Origin of the sequence: Streptococcus suis (assembly GCF_016775005.1) — a bacterium.
Taxonomy (GTDB): domain Bacteria; phylum Bacillota; class Bacilli; order Lactobacillales; family Streptococcaceae; genus Streptococcus; species Streptococcus suivaginalis.
The window spans coordinates 244832-265881 of the sequence record NZ_JAEUXI010000002.1; the positions used below are offsets into that span (position 1 = coordinate 244832).

General features: G+C 44.7%; 17 protein-coding genes and 1 riboswitch. Of the genes, 5 read left to right on the forward strand and 12 right to left on the reverse strand.

Annotated features, from left to right (window positions below):
• Positions 1 to 41: 41 nt before the first annotated feature.
• A complete protein-coding gene (locus JNG37_RS03290; protein ID WP_158455936.1) occupies positions 42 to 980 on the reverse strand; it encodes a dihydroorotate oxidase in 939 nt (312 codons plus the stop codon).
• Positions 981 to 1200: 220 nt separating this feature from the next.
• Between JNG37_RS03290 and gdhA the strand changes: the two genes are divergently transcribed.
• Positions 1201 to 2547 carry an NADP-specific glutamate dehydrogenase gene (gene gdhA / locus JNG37_RS03295; protein ID WP_158455939.1) on the forward strand — a complete coding sequence of 449 codons (1347 nt, stop codon included), beginning with the start codon at positions 1201 to 1203 and terminating at the stop codon, positions 2545 to 2547.
• Positions 2548 to 2594: 47 nt separating this feature from the next.
• Here gdhA and JNG37_RS03300 read toward each other — a convergent pair whose 3' ends face one another.
• The 10 genes from JNG37_RS03300 to treR form a co-directional block, all read right to left on the reverse strand.
• Entirely contained in the window at positions 2595 to 3194 is a 600-nt protein-coding gene (locus JNG37_RS03300; protein WP_158455942.1) for a DUF4352 domain-containing protein, read from the reverse strand.
• 20 nt (positions 3195 to 3214) lie between these two features.
• Positions 3215 to 4054 carry a mechanosensitive ion channel family protein gene (locus JNG37_RS03305; RefSeq protein WP_158455945.1) on the reverse strand — a complete coding sequence of 280 codons (840 nt, stop codon included), beginning with the start codon at positions 4052 to 4054 and terminating at the stop codon, positions 3215 to 3217.
• 142 nt (positions 4055 to 4196) lie between these two features.
• Complete coding sequence (locus JNG37_RS03310; protein ID WP_158455948.1) at positions 4197 to 5531, reverse strand: alanine/glycine:cation symporter family protein; 1335 nt, start codon at positions 5529 to 5531, stop codon at positions 4197 to 4199.
• 114 nt (positions 5532 to 5645) lie between these two features.
• Positions 5646 to 5749, reverse strand: a riboswitch (glycine riboswitch).
• Positions 5750 to 5856: 107 nt separating this feature from the next.
• On the reverse strand, positions 5857 to 6795 hold the full coding sequence (msrB, locus tag JNG37_RS03315) for a peptide-methionine (R)-S-oxide reductase MsrB (protein WP_158455951.1): 939 nt from the start codon (positions 6793 to 6795) through the stop codon (positions 5857 to 5859).
• 51 nt (positions 6796 to 6846) lie between these two features.
• Complete coding sequence (gene trxA, locus JNG37_RS03320) at positions 6847 to 7161, reverse strand: thioredoxin (RefSeq protein ID WP_002941035.1); 315 nt, start codon at positions 7159 to 7161, stop codon at positions 6847 to 6849.
• 152 nt (positions 7162 to 7313) lie between these two features.
• Positions 7314 to 7958 (reverse strand): GNAT family N-acetyltransferase, encoded by a 645-nt coding sequence (locus JNG37_RS03325; RefSeq protein WP_158455954.1) that lies wholly within the window; start codon positions 7956 to 7958, stop codon positions 7314 to 7316.
• Between the two features lie 23 nt (positions 7959 to 7981).
• A complete protein-coding gene (locus JNG37_RS03330; RefSeq protein WP_158455957.1) occupies positions 7982 to 10315 on the reverse strand; it encodes an endonuclease MutS2 in 2334 nt (777 codons plus the stop codon).
• 59 nt (positions 10316 to 10374) lie between these two features.
• Positions 10375 to 10926, reverse strand: a complete 552-nt coding sequence (locus JNG37_RS03335; RefSeq protein WP_158455959.1) for a CvpA family protein — start codon at positions 10924 to 10926, stop codon at positions 10375 to 10377.
• Positions 10923 to 11234, reverse strand: a complete 312-nt coding sequence (zapA, locus tag JNG37_RS03340) for a cell division protein ZapA (protein WP_158455962.1) — start codon at positions 11232 to 11234, stop codon at positions 10923 to 10925. The genes JNG37_RS03335 and zapA overlap by 4 nt, the downstream gene beginning before the upstream one ends.
• Before the next feature lie 58 nt (positions 11235 to 11292).
• Positions 11293 to 12006, reverse strand: a complete 714-nt coding sequence (treR, locus tag JNG37_RS03345; protein WP_158455965.1) for a trehalose operon repressor — start codon at positions 12004 to 12006, stop codon at positions 11293 to 11295.
• Positions 12007 to 12199: 193 nt separating this feature from the next.
• Between treR and treP the strand changes: the two genes are divergently transcribed.
• The 4 genes from treP to JNG37_RS03365 all read left to right on the forward strand — a co-directional run bounded on the left by treP (position 12200) and on the right by JNG37_RS03365 (position 16431).
• The gene (gene treP, locus JNG37_RS03350) at positions 12200 to 14191 is read left to right on the forward strand and encodes a PTS system trehalose-specific EIIBC component (protein WP_158455967.1); all 1992 of its coding nucleotides are present in this window, start codon (positions 12200 to 12202) and stop codon (positions 14189 to 14191) included.
• Positions 14192 to 14274: 83 nt separating this feature from the next.
• A complete protein-coding gene (gene treC, locus JNG37_RS03355) occupies positions 14275 to 15900 on the forward strand; it encodes an alpha,alpha-phosphotrehalase (protein ID WP_158455969.1) in 1626 nt (541 codons plus the stop codon).
• A 64-nt stretch (positions 15901 to 15964) separates the two neighbouring features.
• Positions 15965 to 16123 carry a hypothetical protein gene (locus JNG37_RS03360; RefSeq protein ID WP_187321612.1) on the forward strand — a complete coding sequence of 53 codons (159 nt, stop codon included), beginning with the start codon at positions 15965 to 15967 and terminating at the stop codon, positions 16121 to 16123.
• A gap of 149 nt (positions 16124 to 16272) precedes the next feature.
• The gene (locus JNG37_RS03365) at positions 16273 to 16431 is read left to right on the forward strand and encodes a hypothetical protein (protein WP_187321613.1); all 159 of its coding nucleotides are present in this window, start codon (positions 16273 to 16275) and stop codon (positions 16429 to 16431) included.
• Between the two features lie 244 nt (positions 16432 to 16675).
• On the opposite strand, the gene JNG37_RS03370 is transcribed toward JNG37_RS03365, so the two are convergent.
• On the reverse strand, positions 16676 to 20722 hold the full coding sequence (locus tag JNG37_RS03370; RefSeq protein ID WP_187321614.1) for a family 20 glycosylhydrolase: 4047 nt from the start codon (positions 20720 to 20722) through the stop codon (positions 16676 to 16678).
• Positions 20723 to 21050: the final 328 nt, after the last annotated feature.

The window sequence follows — 21050 nt, forward strand, 5'->3', positions numbered from 1 at the left end:
AGAACTGATTGACACTCATCAACCAGTTCCACCACTGCACGCTAGTCTCTTATTGTTTGAAGTTTTCCACGAAAATCTTCAATGGTCTCGTAGCCTTTTTCCGCCATAAGGGCCTGCAATTCAGCTGTGATCCGCTCAAAAATAGCTGGTCCTTCCTTTTGCAAGGCCGTTCCAATTTGGACCATGCTGGCACCGCAAAGGATATGTTCAAAGGCATCCCGGCCTGTCAAAACGCCTCCTGTTCCAACTATCTGAATCTCAGGTTTCAAACGTTGATAAAAAGCATGGACATTTGCCAGGGCAGTCGGCTTGATATACTCACCACCTAGACCACCAAATCCTCCCTTGGGTTTGATGACCACTTGCTCATCTTCAATATATAAACCGTTTCCGATTGAGTTGACACAGTTGACAAAGACAATGGGGAATTTGTTAAAAATCGCTGCCGCTTGATCAAAATGAACAATGTCAAAATAAGGCGGCAATTTGATACCCAAAGGCTTGGTAAAATAACTGAAAACCTCCCGTAAAATGGTCTCCGTTGCTTCAAAATCATAGGCAATCTGCGGTTTTCCAGGAACATTGGGACAAGAGAGGTTGAGTTCAATCAAGCCCTTAAAATCGCTTGCTTCTACCTTTTTCAAAATCTCATGTGTCTCGTCAGGAGATAGCCCCACTAGAGATAAGATAAAGGTCCGCTCCGGTTCTGACCCTTGCAACTCCAATAAGTAGTCCATATAATAGTCCAGCCCTTGATTAGGCAGCCCCATTGAGTTGATGGAGCCCAAAGGAAGATTGCAGTAGCGAGGCTCGGGATTTCCTTCCCGATAGGCAAGGGTTGCAGTTTTGGTCACAAAGGTCCCAGCTGCAGAATCCTTGACAGCTTCCAACTCCTCCGTGGTCATACACCACACACCCGCCGCATTCATCAAACAGTTGTCAAAGGCAAAGCCTCCCAATCGTGTCGCAGTTGATACCATACAATCTCCTATTCCTTATTTTTGAATGATTATACCATAAGCAGGATAAAAAATGAGGTAATTTGCTGTTATTGTTCGCTTTTTCCCAGACAAACTTACCAACAATTTTCTGAATATTGCATTTTTTACTTTACAAGAAAAATCGGAAGTGCTATAATAATCAGCAGATACATTAAATTGTCTGACAATTTAATAAATTAAAAAGAAATCAGGTGACCACATGTCTAACGCAAAAGCTTACATCCAAGCTTCTTTTGAAGCAGTCAAAGCCCGCAACCCACATGAAACAGAATTCCTCCAAGCTGTAGAAGAGCTCTTCTCTACACTTGAGCCTGTTTTTGAAGCACACCCAGAATACATCGAAGAAAACATCTTGGCCCGTATCGTTGAGCCTGAGCGTATCATCAGCTTCCGTGTTCCATGGACAGACAAAGATGGAAATGTTCAAGTCAACCGTGGCTACCGTGTTCAGTTCAACTCAGCTGTAGGTCCTTACAAAGGTGGTCTTCGCTTCCACCCAACTGTAAACCAATCCATCTTGAAATTCCTCGGTTTTGAGCAAATCTTCAAAAACGTCTTGACTGGTCTTCCAATCGGCGGTGGTAAAGGTGGTTCAGACTTTGATCCTAAAGGAAAAACTGATGCTGAAATCATGCGCTTCTGCCAAAGCTTCATGACTGAATTGCAAAAACACATCGGACCTTCACTTGACGTCCCTGCTGGTGACATCGGTGTCGGTGGTCGTGAGATTGGTTACATGTACGGTCAATACAAACGCCTCCGCCAGTTTGATGCAGGCGTCTTGACTGGTAAACCTCTTGGCTTCGGTGGTTCTCTTATCCGCCCAGAAGCAACTGGTTACGGTTTGGTTTACTTCACTGATAACATGTTGGCTGCAAACGGTAAATCCTTCAAAGACCAAACAGTCCTTATCTCAGGTTCTGGTAACGTTGCCCAATATGCTGTTCAAAAAGCGACTGAACTCGGTGCAAAAGTCATCTCTGTTTCAGACTCAAATGGTTACATCATTGACGAAACTGGTATCGACTTTGACCTCTTGGTGGACATCAAAGAAAAACGCCGCGCTCGTTTGACAGAATACGCTGCAGAAAAAGCAACTGCTAAGTACTTCGAAGGTTCTGTATGGAACTACGATGGTAAGGCTGACATTGCCCTTCCATGTGCGACTCAAAACGAAATCAACGGCGAGCAAGCTGCTGCCCTTGTGAAAAATGGCGTTTACTGTGTGGCTGAAGGTGCTAACATGCCATCTGACCTTGATGCTATCAAAGTTTACAAAGAAAATGGCATTCTTTACGGCCTTGCTAAAGCAGCCAATGCTGGTGGTGTAGCCGTATCTGCCCTTGAAATGAGCCAAAACAGCCTTCGCTTGTCATGGACTCGTGAAGAAGTAGACGGCCGTCTTAAAGACATCATGGCAAACATCTTCAACACAGCTAAAGAAACTGCTGAAAAATACGACCTTGGTACAGACTATCTTGCAGGTGCTAACATCGCAGCCTTTGAACAAATTGCGGATAGCATGATTGCTCAAGGTTTGGTATAGTACAAGTCATAAAAAAATACACAAGTACATCACTTGTGTATTTTTTCTTATATACCTTGACCAACAACTTGGGTCCAGGCAAAGCTATCGTAAACAAAATAGAAAGAGGATTCGCCATCCACACCATAGACCAGTTTTACCTTCAGAGACTGACCAGGATCAATTTTTTCAGGGATGTTAACATCGTAGGTCGCATAGTCCAGCAAGAAAGTCATATCGGTACCAGCATCCACCAAGGAGAAGGCATATTCATCGAAGTAATACACCTGATCACTGGTATTGGTCATTTCAACCTCTACAACAAAAGCATTTGTATAATAAGTATCTACAAGTTCCAAGGAAGAATCCTTTTCCATCCGTGTAACGACCATTTCAAGGCCAGACTGAACCTCCCTACTTTCTCCAAGAGAAATAGTCTCCAAGCTACTGGTATCTTCATAGTAATAATCGCTATATGTGGACGAATCATACAAGGAAGAATAGCTTTTTTCTGCTGTGAGCCCCAAGGATAACAAAATGCAGATAATGGTTAAAATAAAACTCAGCAAGCCTCCGACAAGTGTTGTCCAGAACAAGACCTGTTTATGCAATGGTTTCTTACGGTAATAGACCAAACCATCTTCAACAACGAACTCTTTTGGATTCATCTAAATAACTCCTCTTTTTCTTAATGTGCTGGGCCGCTTGGCAAGTCAACTCCAGCAGTACGCAAGGCTTCTTGATACAAGCCATAAAATTGATGATAGATTTTGCCTTGTTGGCCACTGGCCACAAAGAGATTGACCCGAAACGAGAATTGTCCCGTCTGTAAATTTTGCGGTCCAAGAATGGTCACATCCTTGACCAGCTGATTAGTTGGTAACTCCCGGGCATTGACCTCCTCGATCACCTGATAAACCTTTTCCAAGTCTGTATTGAGTTTGAGCGGAATATCAATCTGCGCCCGCATGTCTCCACGAGATTGATTGGACACCACTAGGATATTACGATTGGGGATAAAATGCAAGGTTCCATCCGCGTCCCGAACTTGAGTCGTCCGAATTCCGACACTGACAATGGTCCCCGCGATGGTAATGGGACCGTTGGTTAATTTGACCACATCTCCCACATCAAACTGTCTCTCTAACAGGATAAAAAAGCCATTGACCAAATCTGAGAGAAAGCCTTGCGCTCCTAAACCAATCACAACACCTGCAATTCCTGCACCAGCAAATAGACTGGAAACAGGAAGACCAAGAATCGCTAGAATACAGTAAATCAGTAGGAAATACAGCAAGTAATTAAGCACACTCTCCACCAGACGGCTGATGGTTTTCTGGCGACCGATGTCCTGGGTCGAAATCTTTAAAGACGGCACCAGAATGCGTTTTACAGATTGCTTGGCTAGTTTTTTCACCACATAAAAGGAAAGGAACAAGAGAACCAAGGATAAGAGCTTGTTCAAAATACTCGTCAAGAGCTGTTCAAGATTAAATTGTGCTAGGTAAGTTGAGATAAAATCTGTCATAGAACTCCTTCCTAGCCACTATTATACCAAATTTTCTCAAAGTAACGAAAAGACAGCCAACTTAGCTGTCTTTTCTAATCTTTCACTGACTTAAAAACAAAGGAAATCTCCAATAGCCTAAGCATAGCCAAAGGTATCACCCTTATTTCTTTTTGGCAAAATACTGGCGCGTCTCCTTGATAATCACTGGTGAGAGAGCTAGTAAGGCAATCAAGTTTGGTAGAGCCATAAGCCCATTCACAATATCTGCAATGGTCCAAATCAAGTCAAGCTTGAGAAAACCACCCAAAGCAACCATGGCTACAAAGACCAAACGATAAGGCAAGATAGACTTGGTCCCAAATAGAAACTCGATACAGCGCTCCCCATAGTATGACCACCCCAGAATAGTCGTATAGGCAAAGAGAACCAGACTAATGGTCAAGGCCAAAGCACCTGATTGACCAAAAACTGTCGCAAATGCTGCCTGGGTCAGCGGAGCACCTTCCAAGCCAGCAACTGACCACTGACCGGTCACCAAAATCGTCAAACCTGTCAAGGTACAGATGATGATGGTATCGATAAAGGTACCTGTCATGGAAATCAATCCCTGTTCCACTGGGTTGTCTGACTTGGCAGCTGCAGCTGCGATAGGAGCTGAACCCAGACCAGACTCATTTGAGAAAACCCCACGCGCAATCCCACGTTGGATTGCCTGTTGCACAGTCGCACCCGCAAATCCACCTACAGCAGCTGCTGGTGTAAAAGCTGATTTAAGAACTAAGGCAAGGGTTGGCAAGAGCTGATCCAAATGCAGAACCAAAACGGTTACACTTGCCAAGACATACAAAATCGCCATAAATGGAACAATTTTGGTTGAAACATCTGAGATTTTTTCAATCCCTCCAAAGATAAAGAAGGCGATGGAAATGGCGGTTACAATGCTGACCAACTGGGGAGCCAGACCAAAGCTAGAAGACATGGATGAGGCAATGGAATTAACCTGAGAAAAGGTTCCCATCCCCAAGAGAGCCACTAGAACTCCTGAAATGGCAAAGAAAACTGCCAAAGGCTTCCACTTTTGTCCCATCCCCAAGGTGATATAGTGCATCGGACCTCCCGCCGCTTGCCCATTGGCATCCTTGGTACGGTATTTAATGGCTAAAAAGCCTTCTGCATATTTGGTTGCCATCCCGAAGAAGGCCGCCACCCACATCCAGAAGAGGGCACCTGGTCCACCTGTCGTAATGGCAGTCGCCACCCCAACGATATTTCCCGTACCAACCGTCGCCGCAAGAGCTGTACACAGAGCCGCAAAGCTCGACACATCTCCCTGACCAGACTGGTCACTGGAAAAAATCAGACGAAAGGCCGTTGGCAACTTACTGATTTGAAAGATTCCCAACCGAAGGGTGAAATAGACACCCGTTCCGACCAATAGTAATAAGAGGGGTGGACCCCACACAAGGTTATTGATGTTTTGCATCAATTCTAACATAGCTTCCTCCTAAGTATGATTCCTAATCCGATAAAGCTGCCGGAAAAAAACAAAGAGGTTGAATAACTTCAACCTCTAGAATCAACGCGAAAGACAACAGAAAATCCCCTGTCTCCTAATCGCTCTGTCCTTTTACCTGAGAGTTTCAGCAATTCTACTTTTCCAAGCAGAACTACCTTGCCCCTTCGGTGCCCTATGGTCTCTCCAGAGTTCCGTCCTTTGGACAGTCAGTTGCCTTTCTGCCCACTATCAACCGGTTATTCAGTTTTATCACGCTCTATTTTAGACCATTTTTCAGAAAAAATCAAGAATGTTTTTTGAAAAATTATTCTAACAGCTTCAAAAACAAGCCATAGCCTGCTGCTTCCATATCTTCTCTCGGGATGAAACGAAGGGCTGCTGAGTTGATACAGTAACGTAATCCACCCTTGTCACGCGGTCCATCATCAAAGACATGACCTAAATGAGCATGACCAGCCCGACTACGAACTTCAATGCGGTTCATGCCGTGGGAGAGATCTTGGAAATAAGTCGCAACTTCCTTGCTGATTGGTTTGGTAAAGGAGGGCCAGCCGCAGCCTGAGTCGAATTTGTCTGTTGAGAGAAAGAGGGGCTCACCAGTCGTAATATCGACGTAGATGCCAGCTTGGTCACTATTCCAAAACTCATTTTCGAAGGGTCTTTCCGTCGCAGCTTCTTGAGTGACTTGATACTGGAGGTCGGTCAAGCTGTCTTTTAAGACTTGTTGGTCTGGCTTTTGGTAGTCTGCAACATCAATCAGAGGGATTTTTGCCTGTGCAAGATCGATATGGCAGTAGCCTTGGGGATTTTTCTTGAGATAATCCTGATGGTAGTCTTCGGCGGGGATGTAATGCGCGAGTGGCTCCACTTCAACGGCTAGGGGGCGTCCGCCAAAGAGCTGAGACTGCTCCGTCATGACCTGCTCGATGGTCGGCAAATCAGCCTCATCTGTGTAATAGATACCCGTCCGATACTGGCGCCCCTTGTCAGGCCCCTGCTGATTGACAGAGAAGGGATCAATGACGCGGAAATAATAGAGGAGAATTTCCCGCAAATGGATACGAGTCTCATCATAGGCTAGATAGAGCGTCTCTGCGTGATCTGTTTGTTTGAGGAGTTGATAATTGGTCGTCTCCACCTGTCCATTGGCATAGCCAACACTGGTGTCAAGAATACCATCAATCTGGGAAAAGTAGCCTTCCATCCCCCAGAAACAACCGCCTGCTAGGTAAATTTCTTTCATGTAAGATTCCTTTCGATGCAGAAAAAGGTTGAGTTTCCTCAACCTCCATAATTAACCAATCTCTGCCAAGATTGCTTTGATTTGGTCTTTGGTGTGAACACCAGCAACTTGTTTCACAACTTGTCCATCTTTTTTGAACAAAAGGGTTGGGATCGACATGATACCGAATTGACGAGCTGTGTTTGGATTCTCATCAACATCCATCTTGTAGATGCGCAATTCATCTTCATCCACTTCACCTGCTAATTGCTCTAAGATTGGTGCTTGCATGCGGCATGGACCACACCATGGTGCCCAAAAGTCAACAAGGACTACACCTTCTTGTGTTTCAACTTCAAAGTTTGCATCTGTAATAACTTGAACCATAATTTTCTCCGTTTCTGTTTTTCTACTATCATTCTACACCAAAAGAAAATAGAAAGCGAATTTTTGCTACGGAGATAAAATCAGGTAGATATACCTATGATTTTTTCAGATGTAAAAACAAATCGGACAGGCTAAACTAGTTCGTAGGGAACTTATACCAAATCCACCACATAGGTTAATTCTTGATAGACATCTTCTATGTCAAAGAGCTCCAAGCCAGCTTCTTCACTGACTACATAAACACCTTCTCTCAAATAGTAGGGAACTGGCTGACCTTCCATATCTGAAAAGGACAATCTACCTCGCTCTAAATCGATTCCAAAACGAAAGGTTGGGATGTCCTTGGGTGCTCCGACAACTAGATAGTCCGAGCAAACTAGCTGTCCGCCCCATTTTTGATACAAGTGATTGGCTACATCTCCTTCTCGAGTAAAGATGGCTAATTTCTCGACAGCCTGTTCACGCAATTCCTGCTCTGCTTTTTCAAAAAGCGCCTGGGCAATGCCCTGCCCTTGAAAATCAGGGTGGACTGCTAGGTTAGTAAAATAAGCTGTTCGCTTACTTGGTGCGTAAATATAAGACTGGCTGCACTCCTCAGTGTAAATATCGATGTCGATTAGACCAACGATTTGCCCGTCCACTTCAGCCACCCATTCCACACGATAATCATAAACGTCTGTCATTAGTTCGGGCTTCTCTGTTTCTCTATCATCAAAGAATGGAGAGAAGAGATAGCTGAGTGCCTTACAGTAAACCCAACCTTTTTCATCACTGGTTTGATATTTTCTGATAATCATAAGAATCTCCCATCGGTTGATTGCTATTTAAACGTCACAATAGTACAGCCTGAGCCACCTGCATTTTGTGGGGCGTAGCCGAATTCCTTGACCTGCTTGTTGCGGCGAAGATACTTTGTCACCCCTTCTCGGATAACCCCTGTACCAATACCGTGAACAATGTCGACTTGGGCTAGGTTATTGAGCAGGGCTTGGTCGATAAATTCATCCAGCTCCATCATAGCCTCTTCGTAGCGTTTACCACGGAGATCTAAGCGGGCTTTTGGTCCTCGTACATTGGCACGTTTGACTGTGTGAACCTGGCGTTTCTTAGGCTGCTCTGCCTTTTCCGCCTTGACTAACTCAAACTCATCCTTGGCCAAGGTCATCTTAATCAAACCAACCTGAGCTTCCCAACGCCCGTCCTTGAGCTGATTGGTCAGGGTGCCGCGTTGTCCATAAGCTGTAACGATAATATCATCGCCCACCTTGGCTTCCCTCTGAATTTTGGCTTTTTTCAAGACTTTGTTCTTAGATAGATCTACCACTTCAGGTGCCAACTTTTTCAGTTCTGCCTTGGCTTCAATAATCTGGTGGGGCTTAAGACTGGCTGCAGCATGAAGATTTTTAAGAATGTCCTCGCTTTCTGCCAATGCCATATCTACAATTTCCTTGGCCTCCAAACGTGCCTTGTTGAGCTCATTTTCCCGCTCACGATTGAGCTCGTCATAGAGCTTACGAAGGGCTCGGTTCATCTTGTAATTTTCTTGCTCCACATCACGAATCTTATCCAGACGCTGACGACTTTCAACCGTCTGGCTTTCCAATTTCTCGATAATGCGGTTCACATCGCTATCTGTATCCGTCCAAGACTGGGCTGACTGGATAATAATATCAGACAGCCCAAGACGGCGGGCAATTTCAAAGGCATTGGAGCGACCAGGAACACCCTGCATAAACTTATAGGTTGGACGCAGGCTATTGGTATCAAATTCCATGCTGGCATTTTCAATACCAGAGGTTTCTATCCCGTAGGCCTTGAGCTCAGGATAGTGGGTGGTTGCCATGGTCTTGATCCCCCGCAGACGAAGGTCGTCCAAAATAGCCATTGCCAAAGACGCACCCTCCTGCGGATCGGTCCCAGCTCCCAACTCGTCAAATAGGATAAGGGAATCTTGATCCGCTTCCGCTAAAATCTGCACCGTGTGGGTCATGTGACTGGAGAAGGTTGATAAACTCTGCTCGATGGACTGTTCATCACCAATATCCGCAAAAATTTCTTTGAAGATAGCCACCCGACTGCCCTTATCAGCCAGGATAGGCAAACCAGACTGGGCCATCAGATGGGTCAGTCCCAAGGTCTTGAGCATAATGGTCTTACCACCCGTGTTGGGACCTGTAATCACGATGGCTGTCAACTGACTACTAAAATAAAGGTCGTTGGGAACAGGTGCTTTTAAGAGCGGATGGCGGACATTGAGCAGAGCGATATCTTGCTTATCTGAAATCCTTGGGACGACAGCCTTATAATCTCTTGCAAAAAGGTGTTTGGCGCGGATGAAATCCAAATGCCCAATCACCCAGGCATTGTTGCGGATAATACCGCTATGAGGCCGCAACATGTCGGACAACTCTTGCAAAATCCGACTGATTTCATGGCGCTCCTCTGCCTTGCTATTGGTAATATCTTCATTGAGCGCAACAACTGCTCTGGGTTCAATATAAACCGTCGAGCCAGAAGCGGAAATATCATGGACGACCCCTGCTATCTTATTGCGATAGGTATTTTTGACAGGAAGGACATTGCGCCCATTACGACTAGCCAAGATGCTGTCGGACAACATATCCCCCTTATTCTTCAAAATATCCTGCATGACCTGACGGACCTGATCTTCTGATTCACGGATTTTTCTGCGGATTTTTGCTAGCTTTTCAGAAGCAAAATCCTCGACAAAGCCTGCATCATTGATAGACTGGAGCGAACCTTGTAAGTGGGGAAAGAGCTCGATTTTCTCAAAGAGTTTATCCAGCTGGCTCAGACTGACATTTTCCAGATTTCCATAAAAGTCCAAGAGAGACTTGGACACTTCCAAGACCTTCTTGACGGCTAATAATTCAGAAATATTGAGATCGGTATCCAGTTCCAAGCGGCGCATGGCTGGATTGATGTCATTGGTGGCTGAGAGGCTAAAATAGGGACTTTCGACAAAGATTTGCCCCATGTCCGATAATTCATCAAAGGCTTGTTGGATACGGTGGATCTCCACCATGGGTTCCAACTGCCTGAGTTCTTCCAAGCCCTGTTCTGTCAAGACAAAGGGCTGAACCAATTCTCTTACCTTGTTAAATTCAAGGGTTTCTAAAATTTTTGTATTCATTTCATTCACTTCATACAGAAAAAGTCTGCCTAAGGCAGAACTCTTTCCTCTTTTTATTCTTATTGTGCTGAGATGGCACTAATCCATAGATTTTTAAAGACTGCGCTGGTAATTGGCGTAAAATCAATCATCACTTTGGCCAAGATATCCTTGTTCAAACTGTCTTGAATCAGTGCCAAAGGAACCGTTGCCACAATAGTCAAGACCATCTGCAGAGAAATCCACGTCACCAAGACTGCCAAGCCTCCTGCGATCAGTTTGCTGGTAGCTGTATCTGGGTCAGCAAAGGTCAAGAGATGGACGAAGATGCCAAGCAAGCGCATGATGACATAGACCAAGAAATAGACCAAGAGAAAACCGAGACCAGCATAGAAAATCTGATCTAAGTCAAAGAGGTACTGGCTATCAAAGAAATAGCTGGAGCTACCTTCAGTTGCATTTGCAAAAGGCACCCAGAGATACAAGACCTGTGCCACTTGCTTGTAAAATCCTGCTGCTACAATCATGGCAAAGATACTTGAAAAAGTGTAAAAAGCTTGTACAATCAACCCTCGACTGTAGCCAATATAGAAACTCCACGCCAAGACAATCAAAATAAGCAGACTAATCATGGGCGGTCCTCTAATTCATCTAAATCAACTAGGGTCACATTTTTCTTCAAGACCTTTTCCTTCATCGTAGCCAACTCAGCCTCTGTTTGGGCATAGGCCTTTTCACGGTTCAATTGAACAGAAAGAGCATTGATAGCCAGGAGCAAAGCCAAGGTCTCAGAATCTGCTGAAGGCATTTTTTCCTTTAAAGCCTGATATTTTTCATTGGTAATTCGTTCGATTTCTTCCATGAACAGATTGTCATGTTCTGTCGTTAGCGTTAGTTGTTTTTCACCGAAGGAAAATTTATAACGATTTATATTTGCCATAGTTCACCTCATCTATCATTATACCTTAAAATAAGGAGAGATTCAACGATTGACAGTCTTAGAGAGAATGCTTGCGGCGGGCAAAATCCACGAAACGGAACTTGTCAATCTTATGCTTGCTCTCAGTATATTGGAACTGACGGGTATCCCCTAAAAAGACTCGGGATTTGATCAAGACCAGATAGTCATCCTGACTCTGAAGTAGGGACTTTTCCTCTCGGTTGGTTGGTTCAATTGTAATCTCTTTTTGGGCAAAAGAAATATCCAGTCCAAGTTTATTTTCCAAATAATCATAGATAGACTGACTAGCAATCTCTCTGGTCATATGGGGAACCAAGTCATGGGCAAGGTAGTCCGTATCGATTACTGAAACCTTCCCATCGATAGATCTTGTACGGACAATCTTCCATACCTTACTGTAAGCCTCAAAGCCTGTTAGTTTTGACAAACTAGTTGAAACTGAGACCAAGTCCAACTCCACTACATCCGTTTGGCTCTGTAGCTGTAGAGATTGGGTCAACTCCTGATAAGAAGTCAAACCAGAGACTGGAAAATTCAAGAGTTCTTGCTTCAAGACCAGCGAACCTCTCCCTTGAACCTTTTGAATCATGCCCCGTTCGGTCAAAATCGCCAATGCCTTACGAACCGTGTCACGACTGACCCCATAGAGCTCCTGCAGGTCCTTTTCTGTTGGCAAGGAAGTTCCTGCGCTGTAGTAATCACTCAAAATCTTGTCTTTAATATCGTTAAAAATTTCTTGGTATTTTTTCATATTTTCCTCTTCGTTGTCGCATTCTTAACAAATAACCTATCCCATATTATAACAAATTTAAAAATTTTTTTGCAAAAATACTTGCAAAAAATAATGAAATCGGATACAATAACCTCAAGCTAAATTTGTCCGTACAAATTTTTCTTAAAAAATATAGGAGGGACAGTGAAAAACTGTCGGGGAAGGAAAATATATGGGAAAATTTGAAAAAGACGCCAAAGTCCTTTTGGACGCTATTGGCGGCAAGGAAAACGTCACAGCCGTAACGCACTGTGCAACACGCATGCGCTTCGTCTTGGCGGATGAGAAAAAGGCAGATGTCAAGGTTATTGAAGACATTCCTGCAGTAAAAGGAACCTTTACCAATGCTGGTCAGTTCCAAGTTATCATCGGTAACGATGTACCAATCTTCTACAACGACTTCACAGCCGTATCTGGTATTGAAGGCGTATCAAAAGAAGCTGCCAAGTCAGCAGCTAAGAGCAACCAGAATGCCATCCAACGTGTCATGACTATGTTGGCGGAAATCTTCACACCAATCATTCCAGCCCTTATCGTCGGCGGTTTGATCCTCGGTTTCCGAAATGTTTTGGAAGGCGTACAATTCCAAGCACTTGGCCAAGCAATGCAAGATGGAGAGCTCCTCTTTGACGCAAGTGGCAAGCCAATCTGGAATACCATCGTTCAAGTATCTCCATTCTGGAATGGTGTCAACCACTTCCTCTGGTTGCCAGGTGAAGCCATCTTCCACTACCTACCAGTAGGTATCACTTGGTCTGTATCTCGTAAAATGGGTACATCACAGATTCTCGGTATCGTCCTGGGTATCTGTTTGGTATCCCCACAATTGCTCAACGCCTACGCTGTACCAAGTACAGATGCTGCAACCATTGCTAGCGACTGGTCATGGAACTTCGGTTTCTTCTCAATCGCTCGTATCGGTTACCAAGCCCAAGTTATCCCAGCCCTCTTGGCAGGTTTAGCCCTTTCTTACTTGGAAATCTTCTGGCGCAAAGTTGTTCCTGAAGTGGTATCCATGATCTTTGTACCATTCCTATCACTTCTACCAGCTCTTATCTTGGCTCACACTGTCCTTGGTCCTATCGGTTGGACAATCGGTCAATGGTTGTCAACCATTGTATTGGCAGGTTTGACAGGTCCTGTTAAGTGGCTCTTCGGTGCCATCTTTGGTGCCCTCTATGCGCCATTCGTTATCACTGGTCTTCACCACATGACAAACGCGATCGATACTCAATTAATTGCCGATACTGGTGGTACTGGTCTCTGGCCAATGATCGCACTTTCAAACATCGCTCAAGGTTCAGCAGTATTTGCTTACTTCCTCATGAACCGTAAAAATGAAAAAGAGGCACAGATTTCGCTTCCAGCAACTATCTCTGCCTACCTTGGTATCACAGAGCCAGCCCTCTTCGGTGTCAACGTTAAATACATCTATCCATTCGTAGCAGCTATGATCGGATCAAGCATCGCTGGTTTGCTCTCTGTAACCTTTAACATCCAAGCCGCTTCTATCGGTATTGGTGGTCTTCCAGGCATCTTGTCTATCAAGGCAGAATACTGGGGAGCATTTGCCATCACTATGCTTGTCGCAATTGCTGTACCGATGGTATTGACCTTTGTATTCAAGCGTGCAGGCTTGTTTGCAAAAAAGGATGAGGCTCCTGAAGAAGTAAAAAGCGTGACTCCAACCGTTTCATCAGGAGCAAAAATTGAATTGGTAAGTCCACTAACTGGACAAGCCAAAGAATTGTCACAAGCTACTGACCCTGTCTTCTCTTCTGGTGTCATGGGTACTGGTTTAGTCATCGAACCAAGCCATGGCCTCTTAACAGCGCCAGTTGACGGAACAGTCTCTGTGCTCTTCCCAACCAAACATGCTATTGGGATTACAACCGCCCAAGGCTTAGAACTCTTAATCCATATTGGTATGGATACTGTTAGCCTCGAAGGCAAGGGATTTGAAGCCCACGTCAAACAAGGTGACAACATCAAAGCTGGTGACAAATTGATCAGCTTTGACATTCCAACCATTCAAGAAGCTGGATTGGTGACCGAGACTCCAATTATCGTAACCAACCAGGCTGACTTCTCCGTGGAGATCCTGGAACAATTACCAGCTGTAGTTGAAAATGGACAAAAACTCCTAACTGCAAGCAAGCTTTAATCAATCCTCAGGAGGTGCAGGTTCCCTGTCCCTCCTATGATTGTTTTTCCCCCAACCGTAATCGATTAGAAAGCGAGACAATCATGACAATTGACAAGCGAAAAGTTGTCTATCAAATCTACCCCAAATCTTATAAGGATACGACTGGAAATGGTGTCGGTGATCTGCGTGGGATTATTGAAAAACTACCTTATCTGAAGGAGCTAGGGATTGACATGATCTGGCTCAATCCCTTCTACCCAAGTCCGCAACGGGACAACGGCTATGACATTTCAGACTATATAGCCGTCAATCCTGATTTTGGTACCATGGCTGACTTTGAAGAAATGGTGGCTGTCGGCAAAGAACTAGGTATCGAATTCATGCTGGACATGGTTCTCAACCACTGCTCGACAGACCACGAGTGGTTCCAAAAGGCCCTAGCTGGCGACAAATACTACCAGGATTTCTTTATCCTGCGTGACCAGCCAACTGACTGGGTTTCCAAGTTTGGCGGCAATGCCTGGGCTCCATTTGGCGACACCGGGAAATATTATCTCCACCTCTTTGATGTGACCCAAGCCGACCTCAATTGGCGAAATCCACATGTCCGCGAAGAACTCTTCAAGGTAGTCAACTTCTGGAAAGACAAGGGTGTCAAGGGCTTCCGCTTCGACGTTATCAACCTGATTGGCAAGGATGAAGTTTTAGAAGACTGCCCAATCAACGACGGCAAGCCTGCCTACACCGACCGCCCGATTACCCACGACTACCTCAAGATGATGAACAACGCAACTTTTGGAGCAGAAAAAGGCTTCATGACCGTTGGGGAAATGTCTGCCACTACCATTGAAAACTGCATTCTCTACACGGCTCCTGAGCGGGAAGAATTGTCCATGGCCTTCAACTTCCATCACTTGAAAGTGGACTATAGAGACGGGCAAAAATGGACCATTATGGACTTTGACTTTGAGGAACTCAAACGCCTCTTTCACACTTGGGGCGAGGAGATGTCAGTTGGAAATGGCTGGAATGCCCTGTTCTACAACAACCACGACCAACCTCGTGCCCTCAACCGCTTTGTTGATGTGGAAAATTTCCGCAACGAAGGAGCAACCATGCTGGCTGCCTCTATCCACCTGTCACGCGGCACGCCTTACATCTACATGGGCGAGGAAATCGGTATGATTGACCCTGACTACGATAGCATGGACGACTATGTCGATGTGGAGTCTATCAATGCCTACCAGATGCTCTTGGACCAAGGTCACACGCCTGAGCAAGCCTTCAAGATTATCCAGGCCAAGTCCCGTGACAATTCCCGTACCCCCATGCAATGGGACGCTTCTGACAATGCAGGCTTCTCAACAGGCACCCCTTGGCTGAAAGCTGGCAAATCCTACCAAACGATTAACGTTGAGCAGGAAAAAACAGGCCCAATCTTTGCCTTCTACCAAGAACTCATTCGCCTGCGGAAAGAACTTCCTCTCATCTCAGAAGGAGACTACAAGGCCGCCTACAAGGACAGCCAGAAAGTCTATGCCTTTGAACGCTTGCTAAACGGCGAAAAACTACTAGTCCTCAACAATTTCTTCGCAGAAGAGGTTGAGCTAGACCTGGCAGACGATTATGCCCACGGTCAAGTCCTTATCAGCAACTACCCTGACAACAAATTAGGTAAGAAAATCACCCTCAAGCCTTATCAGGCTCTGGCGATTTTGGTGAAATAATGAATGAAAGAGGAGCAAGCTCCTCTTTTATGATAGAATGAAATAAAAAAGAAAGGAACCACCCATGCTCCAAGAATTTTTGAGCAAGGTCAAGAATCCTGTTTTGAAGGACAAACTGGAAAGAATTTTCACCCAAATCCAGCAGGAATTTCCAAGTCTGACAACTGAAATCAAGTGGAACCAGCCCATATTTATCATGGATGGGATTTTTATAGTCTTTTAGTTCACTTTTAGTACTAGGCAACGAGCTGCAGACAGTACTGGGGTACGGCAAAGCGAGTTAACGAAGTAATAAAAGAAAAACTAAATGACTATAGCATCGGATTCTCCGCTGCCAAGCCCCCCATTTCCATTGCACCCGAAACGGTTACTATGGAGACCTTTGCCAAGGACATCAAGGAAGCCGGCTACGATGCGACTTCCAACCTCTTCAAAATTAAGGAAGACCAAGAAGTCAACTGGGACCTGCTCCGCAATATCATCGCCTTTAACATGGAAGATAAGAAGGGCTATGAAAAGTTCTGGAGATAGGCGTTTGACCTAGCATATAACAAAACAAGCCCTGATGCAATCAGGGCTTGTTTTAGGAGAGAATGAAAAAGAAAATGTTAGGATATAGTCAGTATAAGCGAGCCAGCTTAAACAAAGCTGAATCCAACTTCCCCAGAATCCTCGATAAGTAAGCATATCTGGCACAAATCAAAGGAACAGGCCCCCCGCCTGTTCCTTTTTTGAAATAGTATCTGACGAATTATCTAGTCCGCCAGTCAATTTCCTAGCAGGAAGTATCTTTTCTTTTTCTAGCTACCATACCCAAACCTGAAAGCAAGCCTAGGGTTCCTAAGAGGGCTAGGGCACTTGAGTCTTTCAGACCTGTTGCTGGAAGAGTCTTGCTTGTTGACTCTACTTTTTCCACAGGTTTTGCAGTTGGAACAGGGGAACTTGATGGTTTCTTATCCGTTAGTTGTCCACTATCTGGAAGCCGCAAGGAAGGTAGGCTGTGTGTCAGGTTTTCATTTAAGCTAATACCTCCTTCAAAGGCTGGCAAATGATGGGTCAGATTTTCATTAAGGCTAATGCCTCCTTCAAAGGCTGGTAGCTCTGGTGCATAGGCAGGTTCTCCTTTTGCTGTATGAAGGGGCGTCTCATCTACTGGATTTGGAAGAGGTTGAACAACTGGACCGGCTGGGCCTTGTTCACCACGCTCGCCTTGTGGACCCGCTGGACCTTGTTCGCCGCGCTCGCCTTGTGGACCGGCTGGACCTTGTTCACCACGCTCGCCTTGTGGACCCGCTGGACCTTGTTCACCACGCTCGCCTTGTGGACCCGCTGGGCCTTGTTCGCCGCGCTCGCCTTGTGGACCGGCTGGGCCTTGTTCGCCGCGGTCACCTTGTGGACCTGCCGTGCCTTGTTCACCGCGTTCACCTTGTGGACCTGCTGGACCTTGTTCACCACGCTCGCCTTGTGGACCTGCTGGACCTTGTTCGCCGCGCTCGCCAGGTTCACCTTTTGGTCCGCGGAGATTGGATAAAAGTGTCCAAGATCCATTGACCTTAGAGTAAAGGTCACCTGTTTGTGTATCGATATAGAGGTCTGCATCTTGTCCTAGTTCAGAAGCAGGTGCTCCAGAACCCGTATGGATAAAGTTAGATGGCCTATTTTCCTGATTGCTTGTATCCGGTTGTTGATCCCCTTGATTATCGCCTGAAGGTTTCTCCAACTCCAAGTTATCAATAGCTGCTCGAACTGCCGTAAGGTAAGCATCTACTTGATCTTGTTCATCAAGATGATGGAACCAATTGATCCCTTCTAATACACGTTCAAATTCTTGCTTGCTTTCTTCCTTAAAGTCATCATAACGAATCAAAACAGCATCCACCAGCTGATCCAATTCTGAATAGTTTGCTTTGAAATGCTCTCTATTTTGGTTTTTAAGTGCAGTAATCAGTTCTGTTACTAATTCCTTGCGGTAGGTTGCACGTGGCTGGTCTGCCCAAATGGCTACCATACTACCAATGGAAGGAATTTTTTGACCTTCATTTTTAGCTACGACATCGATTGGCGTTGTCCGAACACCGTTCAAACCTTGGTCCAAATTATAGTACTGGCTGCTACCATGGTCACGGCCCAACACATAGTACCAAGCATCATTGGTATTCAAAATCTCATGTCCCTTTTCCGCAATAAACTTAGACGATGCAACATTGAATCCATTCCAACCAGCTGTCCAATAAGACACGATAATATCTGTATCAAATGTACCGCCTTCTGTGTTATTGTTGAAATAGATACCATCATTAAAGGCCATCGGTCTCATGTTATTTGCTTTCACAATACCCGCCAACTGGTTGGCATAATCAACAAATTTATTGTACTGGTTGAGACGGTTTTGCAGGACATTCCAACCATAGCCATATTGATCGGTTACATCGTTGGCGTATTCATCCAGACCGATATTGAAGACAGCTACCTTATTGGCGAAGTAGTTAGCATATTTTTCAATCAGCGCCTTGGTGAAGGCAACTGCTTCTTCGTTTTCCAAATTGACCGTCCGCTTGGATTGACGGAAGCCAAAGCGGAATTTCGGATCACGAATGCCCAATTCTACCATCCCTTCCAAAATGGCATCCATGTGGCCTGGACTGTTAATCGCTGGAATAATATCAATCTTCTTAGAAGCTGCATATTCTAGCAATTGGTCCATCTCGTCCTGGGTCAAATGATTGCCATTTGGATCATTGTAGTAGGCATTGGTACCATTTTGCATGGCACGTTTCACATCGTCGCTACTATAGGTACGGTCTCCCACACGAATTTCCATATCGTCCAAGAGGAAGCGAAGACCATCATTACCAAGCAAGACGTGTAGGCCAGTGTAGGAATGTTCACTTGCCAAATCAACCAACTCTTTCAGTTGTTGCAAGGAGAAATACTTCCGACCAGCATCGATGGAGATAACCTTCATCTTAGCAACTTTTTGTTGGGCTTCCGTCAAGGCAATTTCTGGGCTTTCTGCTTCAGTTGTTCCTGGCGCCTGATCTTGCGGTAAATCGGCACTATCTGGGTCAGTTGAAGCTGAATCAGATGGATTCTCTGGTGCATCTGCACTACCATCTAAGCGGCGCAATTTAGCACGCGCTTCTCTCAATGCCTGCACATACTGTTGGATTTGGTCTTGGTTTTCTAAACTTGCAAACCAGTCAATGCCATTGATGACAGACAGAAGTTCTTGGCGACTTTCTTCAGTGTAAAGAGCAAGGTCTTCTGGTAATTGAGCATAGACCTGATCCAGTTCGGTATAATCTGCACGGAAGAATGCTTTGTTTTGATTCTTCAGGGCGGTTACTAACTCTTCGACTAATTCTTTACGATAGGTCAAACGTGGAATATCTGCCCAAACAGCTACCATACTACCCACGATTGGAATGTTATGCCCATCATTTTTGGCAACTCGGTCCAGTGGGGTATTGGACACGCCTCTCAATCCTTGATCAAGGTTATAGTAGTCCTTGCTGCCATGGTCACGCCCGATAACATAGTACCAAGCATCATTTGTGTTTAAGATGGCATGCCCCTTGTCAGAGATGAATTTGGATGATGCAACATTGAAGCCATTCCAACCCGCTGTCCAGTAAGAAACGATAATATCCGTATCAAATGTTCCTTTACTGGTGTTGTTATTGAAATAGATACCATCATTGAATGCCATTGGCCGCATGCCGTGGTTTTTCACAATGCGTGCAAGATCGTTGGCATAGGTTACGAATTTATCATACTTGTTGAGGCGGTATTGCAGGACATTCCATCCATAGCCATAGTTTCCTGTAATATCGTTGGCATATTCATCCAAACCGATATTGAAAATATCTACTTTCTTGGCAAAATAGGCTGCATATTTGTCAATCAAGGCCTTCGTAAATTCAACCGCCTCTACATTGTCCAAATCAACGGTTCGTTTAGACTCGTTAAATCGGAAGCTAAATTTTGGATTTTGAATGCCCAATTCAACCATACCATCCAGGATTGCATCCATATGGCCGGGACTGTTAATCGATGGGATGATCCCAATTTTCTTGGATTTGGCATAGTCCAACAATTGATCCATTTCTGATTGGGTCAGGTGATTGCCATTTGGGTCTCGGTAATAGAGGTCTGTCCCTTTTTGCATGGCAGTCTTCACATCATCACTTTCATACCGTCTTTCACCAACCTGAATGGTCATATCATCCAAAAGGAAGCGCAATCCATCATTCCCAAGCAACACATGCAGGTCGGTATAGGAATTTGCTGCTGCTAAGTCGACTAGTTCTTTCAACTGATTCAAAGAAAAATATTTCCGACCTGCATCAATTGAGATCACTTTTTTCAGAGCCACTTTTTCCTGGGCTTCAGTTAATTCTTCTGCTTGCTTGTTGAGTGCCAAATCAACTGGTTTCAGCGAAGCCGTTTCTGGATCTGGACTAGCTTCTCTCGATTCTCCGACTCCTTCATCACTGACTTCTACTACATTCGTCAAAGCAAGGGGAATAGGGCTGACAGTTTCTGTTACAGCTGTATCTTCAGCAAGGTCCTCCGAAACTGGAGAGACCTGATCTGTTTCTTCAATAATTCCTTCTCGTAAGTCCACCGCCATTTCTAGAGTCGGCTCTTCCACAGCCACTTCATGGATAGCAGCAGTCGGTTCATCATTTGTTAGACCAACCTCACTTGCTGTATTGGCATGAATGGTCTGACCCGAAAAGATTGCTGTTCCGACTAATACAGATGCGACGCCGACGGAAAATTTCCGAATTGAAAACTTTTCTTTTTTGATGTGTTTCATACTTTCCTCCATAAAATTTGTTGCCAAGCGAAATTCTTTCTCCTCCCTTCTCACGCCCAGCTTTTGTTATGTTGACATATTATTACAACAATTGTAGTGCTTTTTGTTTCTTTTTACAAGTAAATAATTGTTTTGTAACGGTATTGTAACCATACTATAATATTATTGAATATTCCAAAATATTGTCATTTTTTGACTAAAAAGCTCAATATTGCACTCTTCTTCCTATTTAAAAGACCTATAATATTTTTCTCATTTTTCATTGATTTTTAGGCAAGATACAAAAAAAGAACAGGCTACCTATCCTGTTCTAAATGATTGCTTTTAC

What these genes read in the sequence shown, in the direction of transcription:
- JNG37_RS03290 (WP_158455936.1), bottom strand. Translation starts at nt 980, where the DNA reads ATGGTATCAACTGCGACACGATTGGGAGGCTTTGCCTTTGACAACTGT.
- gdhA (WP_158455939.1), top strand. Translation starts at nt 1,201, where the DNA reads ATGTCTAACGCAAAAGCTTACATCCAAGCTTCTTTTGAAGCAGTCAAA.
- JNG37_RS03300 (WP_158455942.1), bottom strand. Translation starts at nt 3,194, where the DNA reads ATGAATCCAAAAGAGTTCGTTGTTGAAGATGGTTTGGTCTATTACCGT.
- JNG37_RS03305 (WP_158455945.1), bottom strand. Translation starts at nt 4,054, where the DNA reads ATGACAGATTTTATCTCAACTTACCTAGCACAATTTAATCTTGAACAG.
- JNG37_RS03310 (WP_158455948.1), bottom strand. Translation starts at nt 5,531, where the DNA reads ATGTTAGAATTGATGCAAAACATCAATAACCTTGTGTGGGGTCCACCC.
- msrB (WP_158455951.1), bottom strand. Translation starts at nt 6,795, where the DNA reads ATGAAAGAAATTTACCTAGCAGGCGGTTGTTTCTGGGGGATGGAAGGC.
- trxA (WP_002941035.1), bottom strand. Translation starts at nt 7,161, where the DNA reads ATGGTTCAAGTTATTACAGATGCAAACTTTGAAGTTGAAACACAAGAA.
- JNG37_RS03325 (WP_158455954.1), bottom strand. Translation starts at nt 7,958, where the DNA reads ATGATTATCAGAAAATATCAAACCAGTGATGAAAAAGGTTGGGTTTAC.
- JNG37_RS03330 (WP_158455957.1), bottom strand. Translation starts at nt 10,315, where the DNA reads ATGAATACAAAAATTTTAGAAACCCTTGAATTTAACAAGGTAAGAGAA.
- JNG37_RS03335 (WP_158455959.1), bottom strand. Translation starts at nt 10,926, where the DNA reads ATGATTAGTCTGCTTATTTTGATTGTCTTGGCGTGGAGTTTCTATATT.
- zapA (WP_158455962.1), bottom strand. Translation starts at nt 11,234, where the DNA reads ATGGCAAATATAAATCGTTATAAATTTTCCTTCGGTGAAAAACAACTA.
- treR (WP_158455965.1), bottom strand. Translation starts at nt 12,006, where the DNA reads ATGAAAAAATACCAAGAAATTTTTAACGATATTAAAGACAAGATTTTG.
- treP (WP_158455967.1), top strand. Translation starts at nt 12,200, where the DNA reads ATGGGAAAATTTGAAAAAGACGCCAAAGTCCTTTTGGACGCTATTGGC.
- treC (WP_158455969.1), top strand. Translation starts at nt 14,275, where the DNA reads ATGACAATTGACAAGCGAAAAGTTGTCTATCAAATCTACCCCAAATCT.
- JNG37_RS03360 (WP_187321612.1), top strand. Translation starts at nt 15,965, where the DNA reads ATGCTCCAAGAATTTTTGAGCAAGGTCAAGAATCCTGTTTTGAAGGAC.
- JNG37_RS03365 (WP_187321613.1), top strand. Translation starts at nt 16,273, where the DNA reads ATGGAGACCTTTGCCAAGGACATCAAGGAAGCCGGCTACGATGCGACT.
- JNG37_RS03370 (WP_187321614.1), bottom strand. Translation starts at nt 20,722, where the DNA reads ATGAAACACATCAAAAAAGAAAAGTTTTCAATTCGGAAATTTTCCGTC.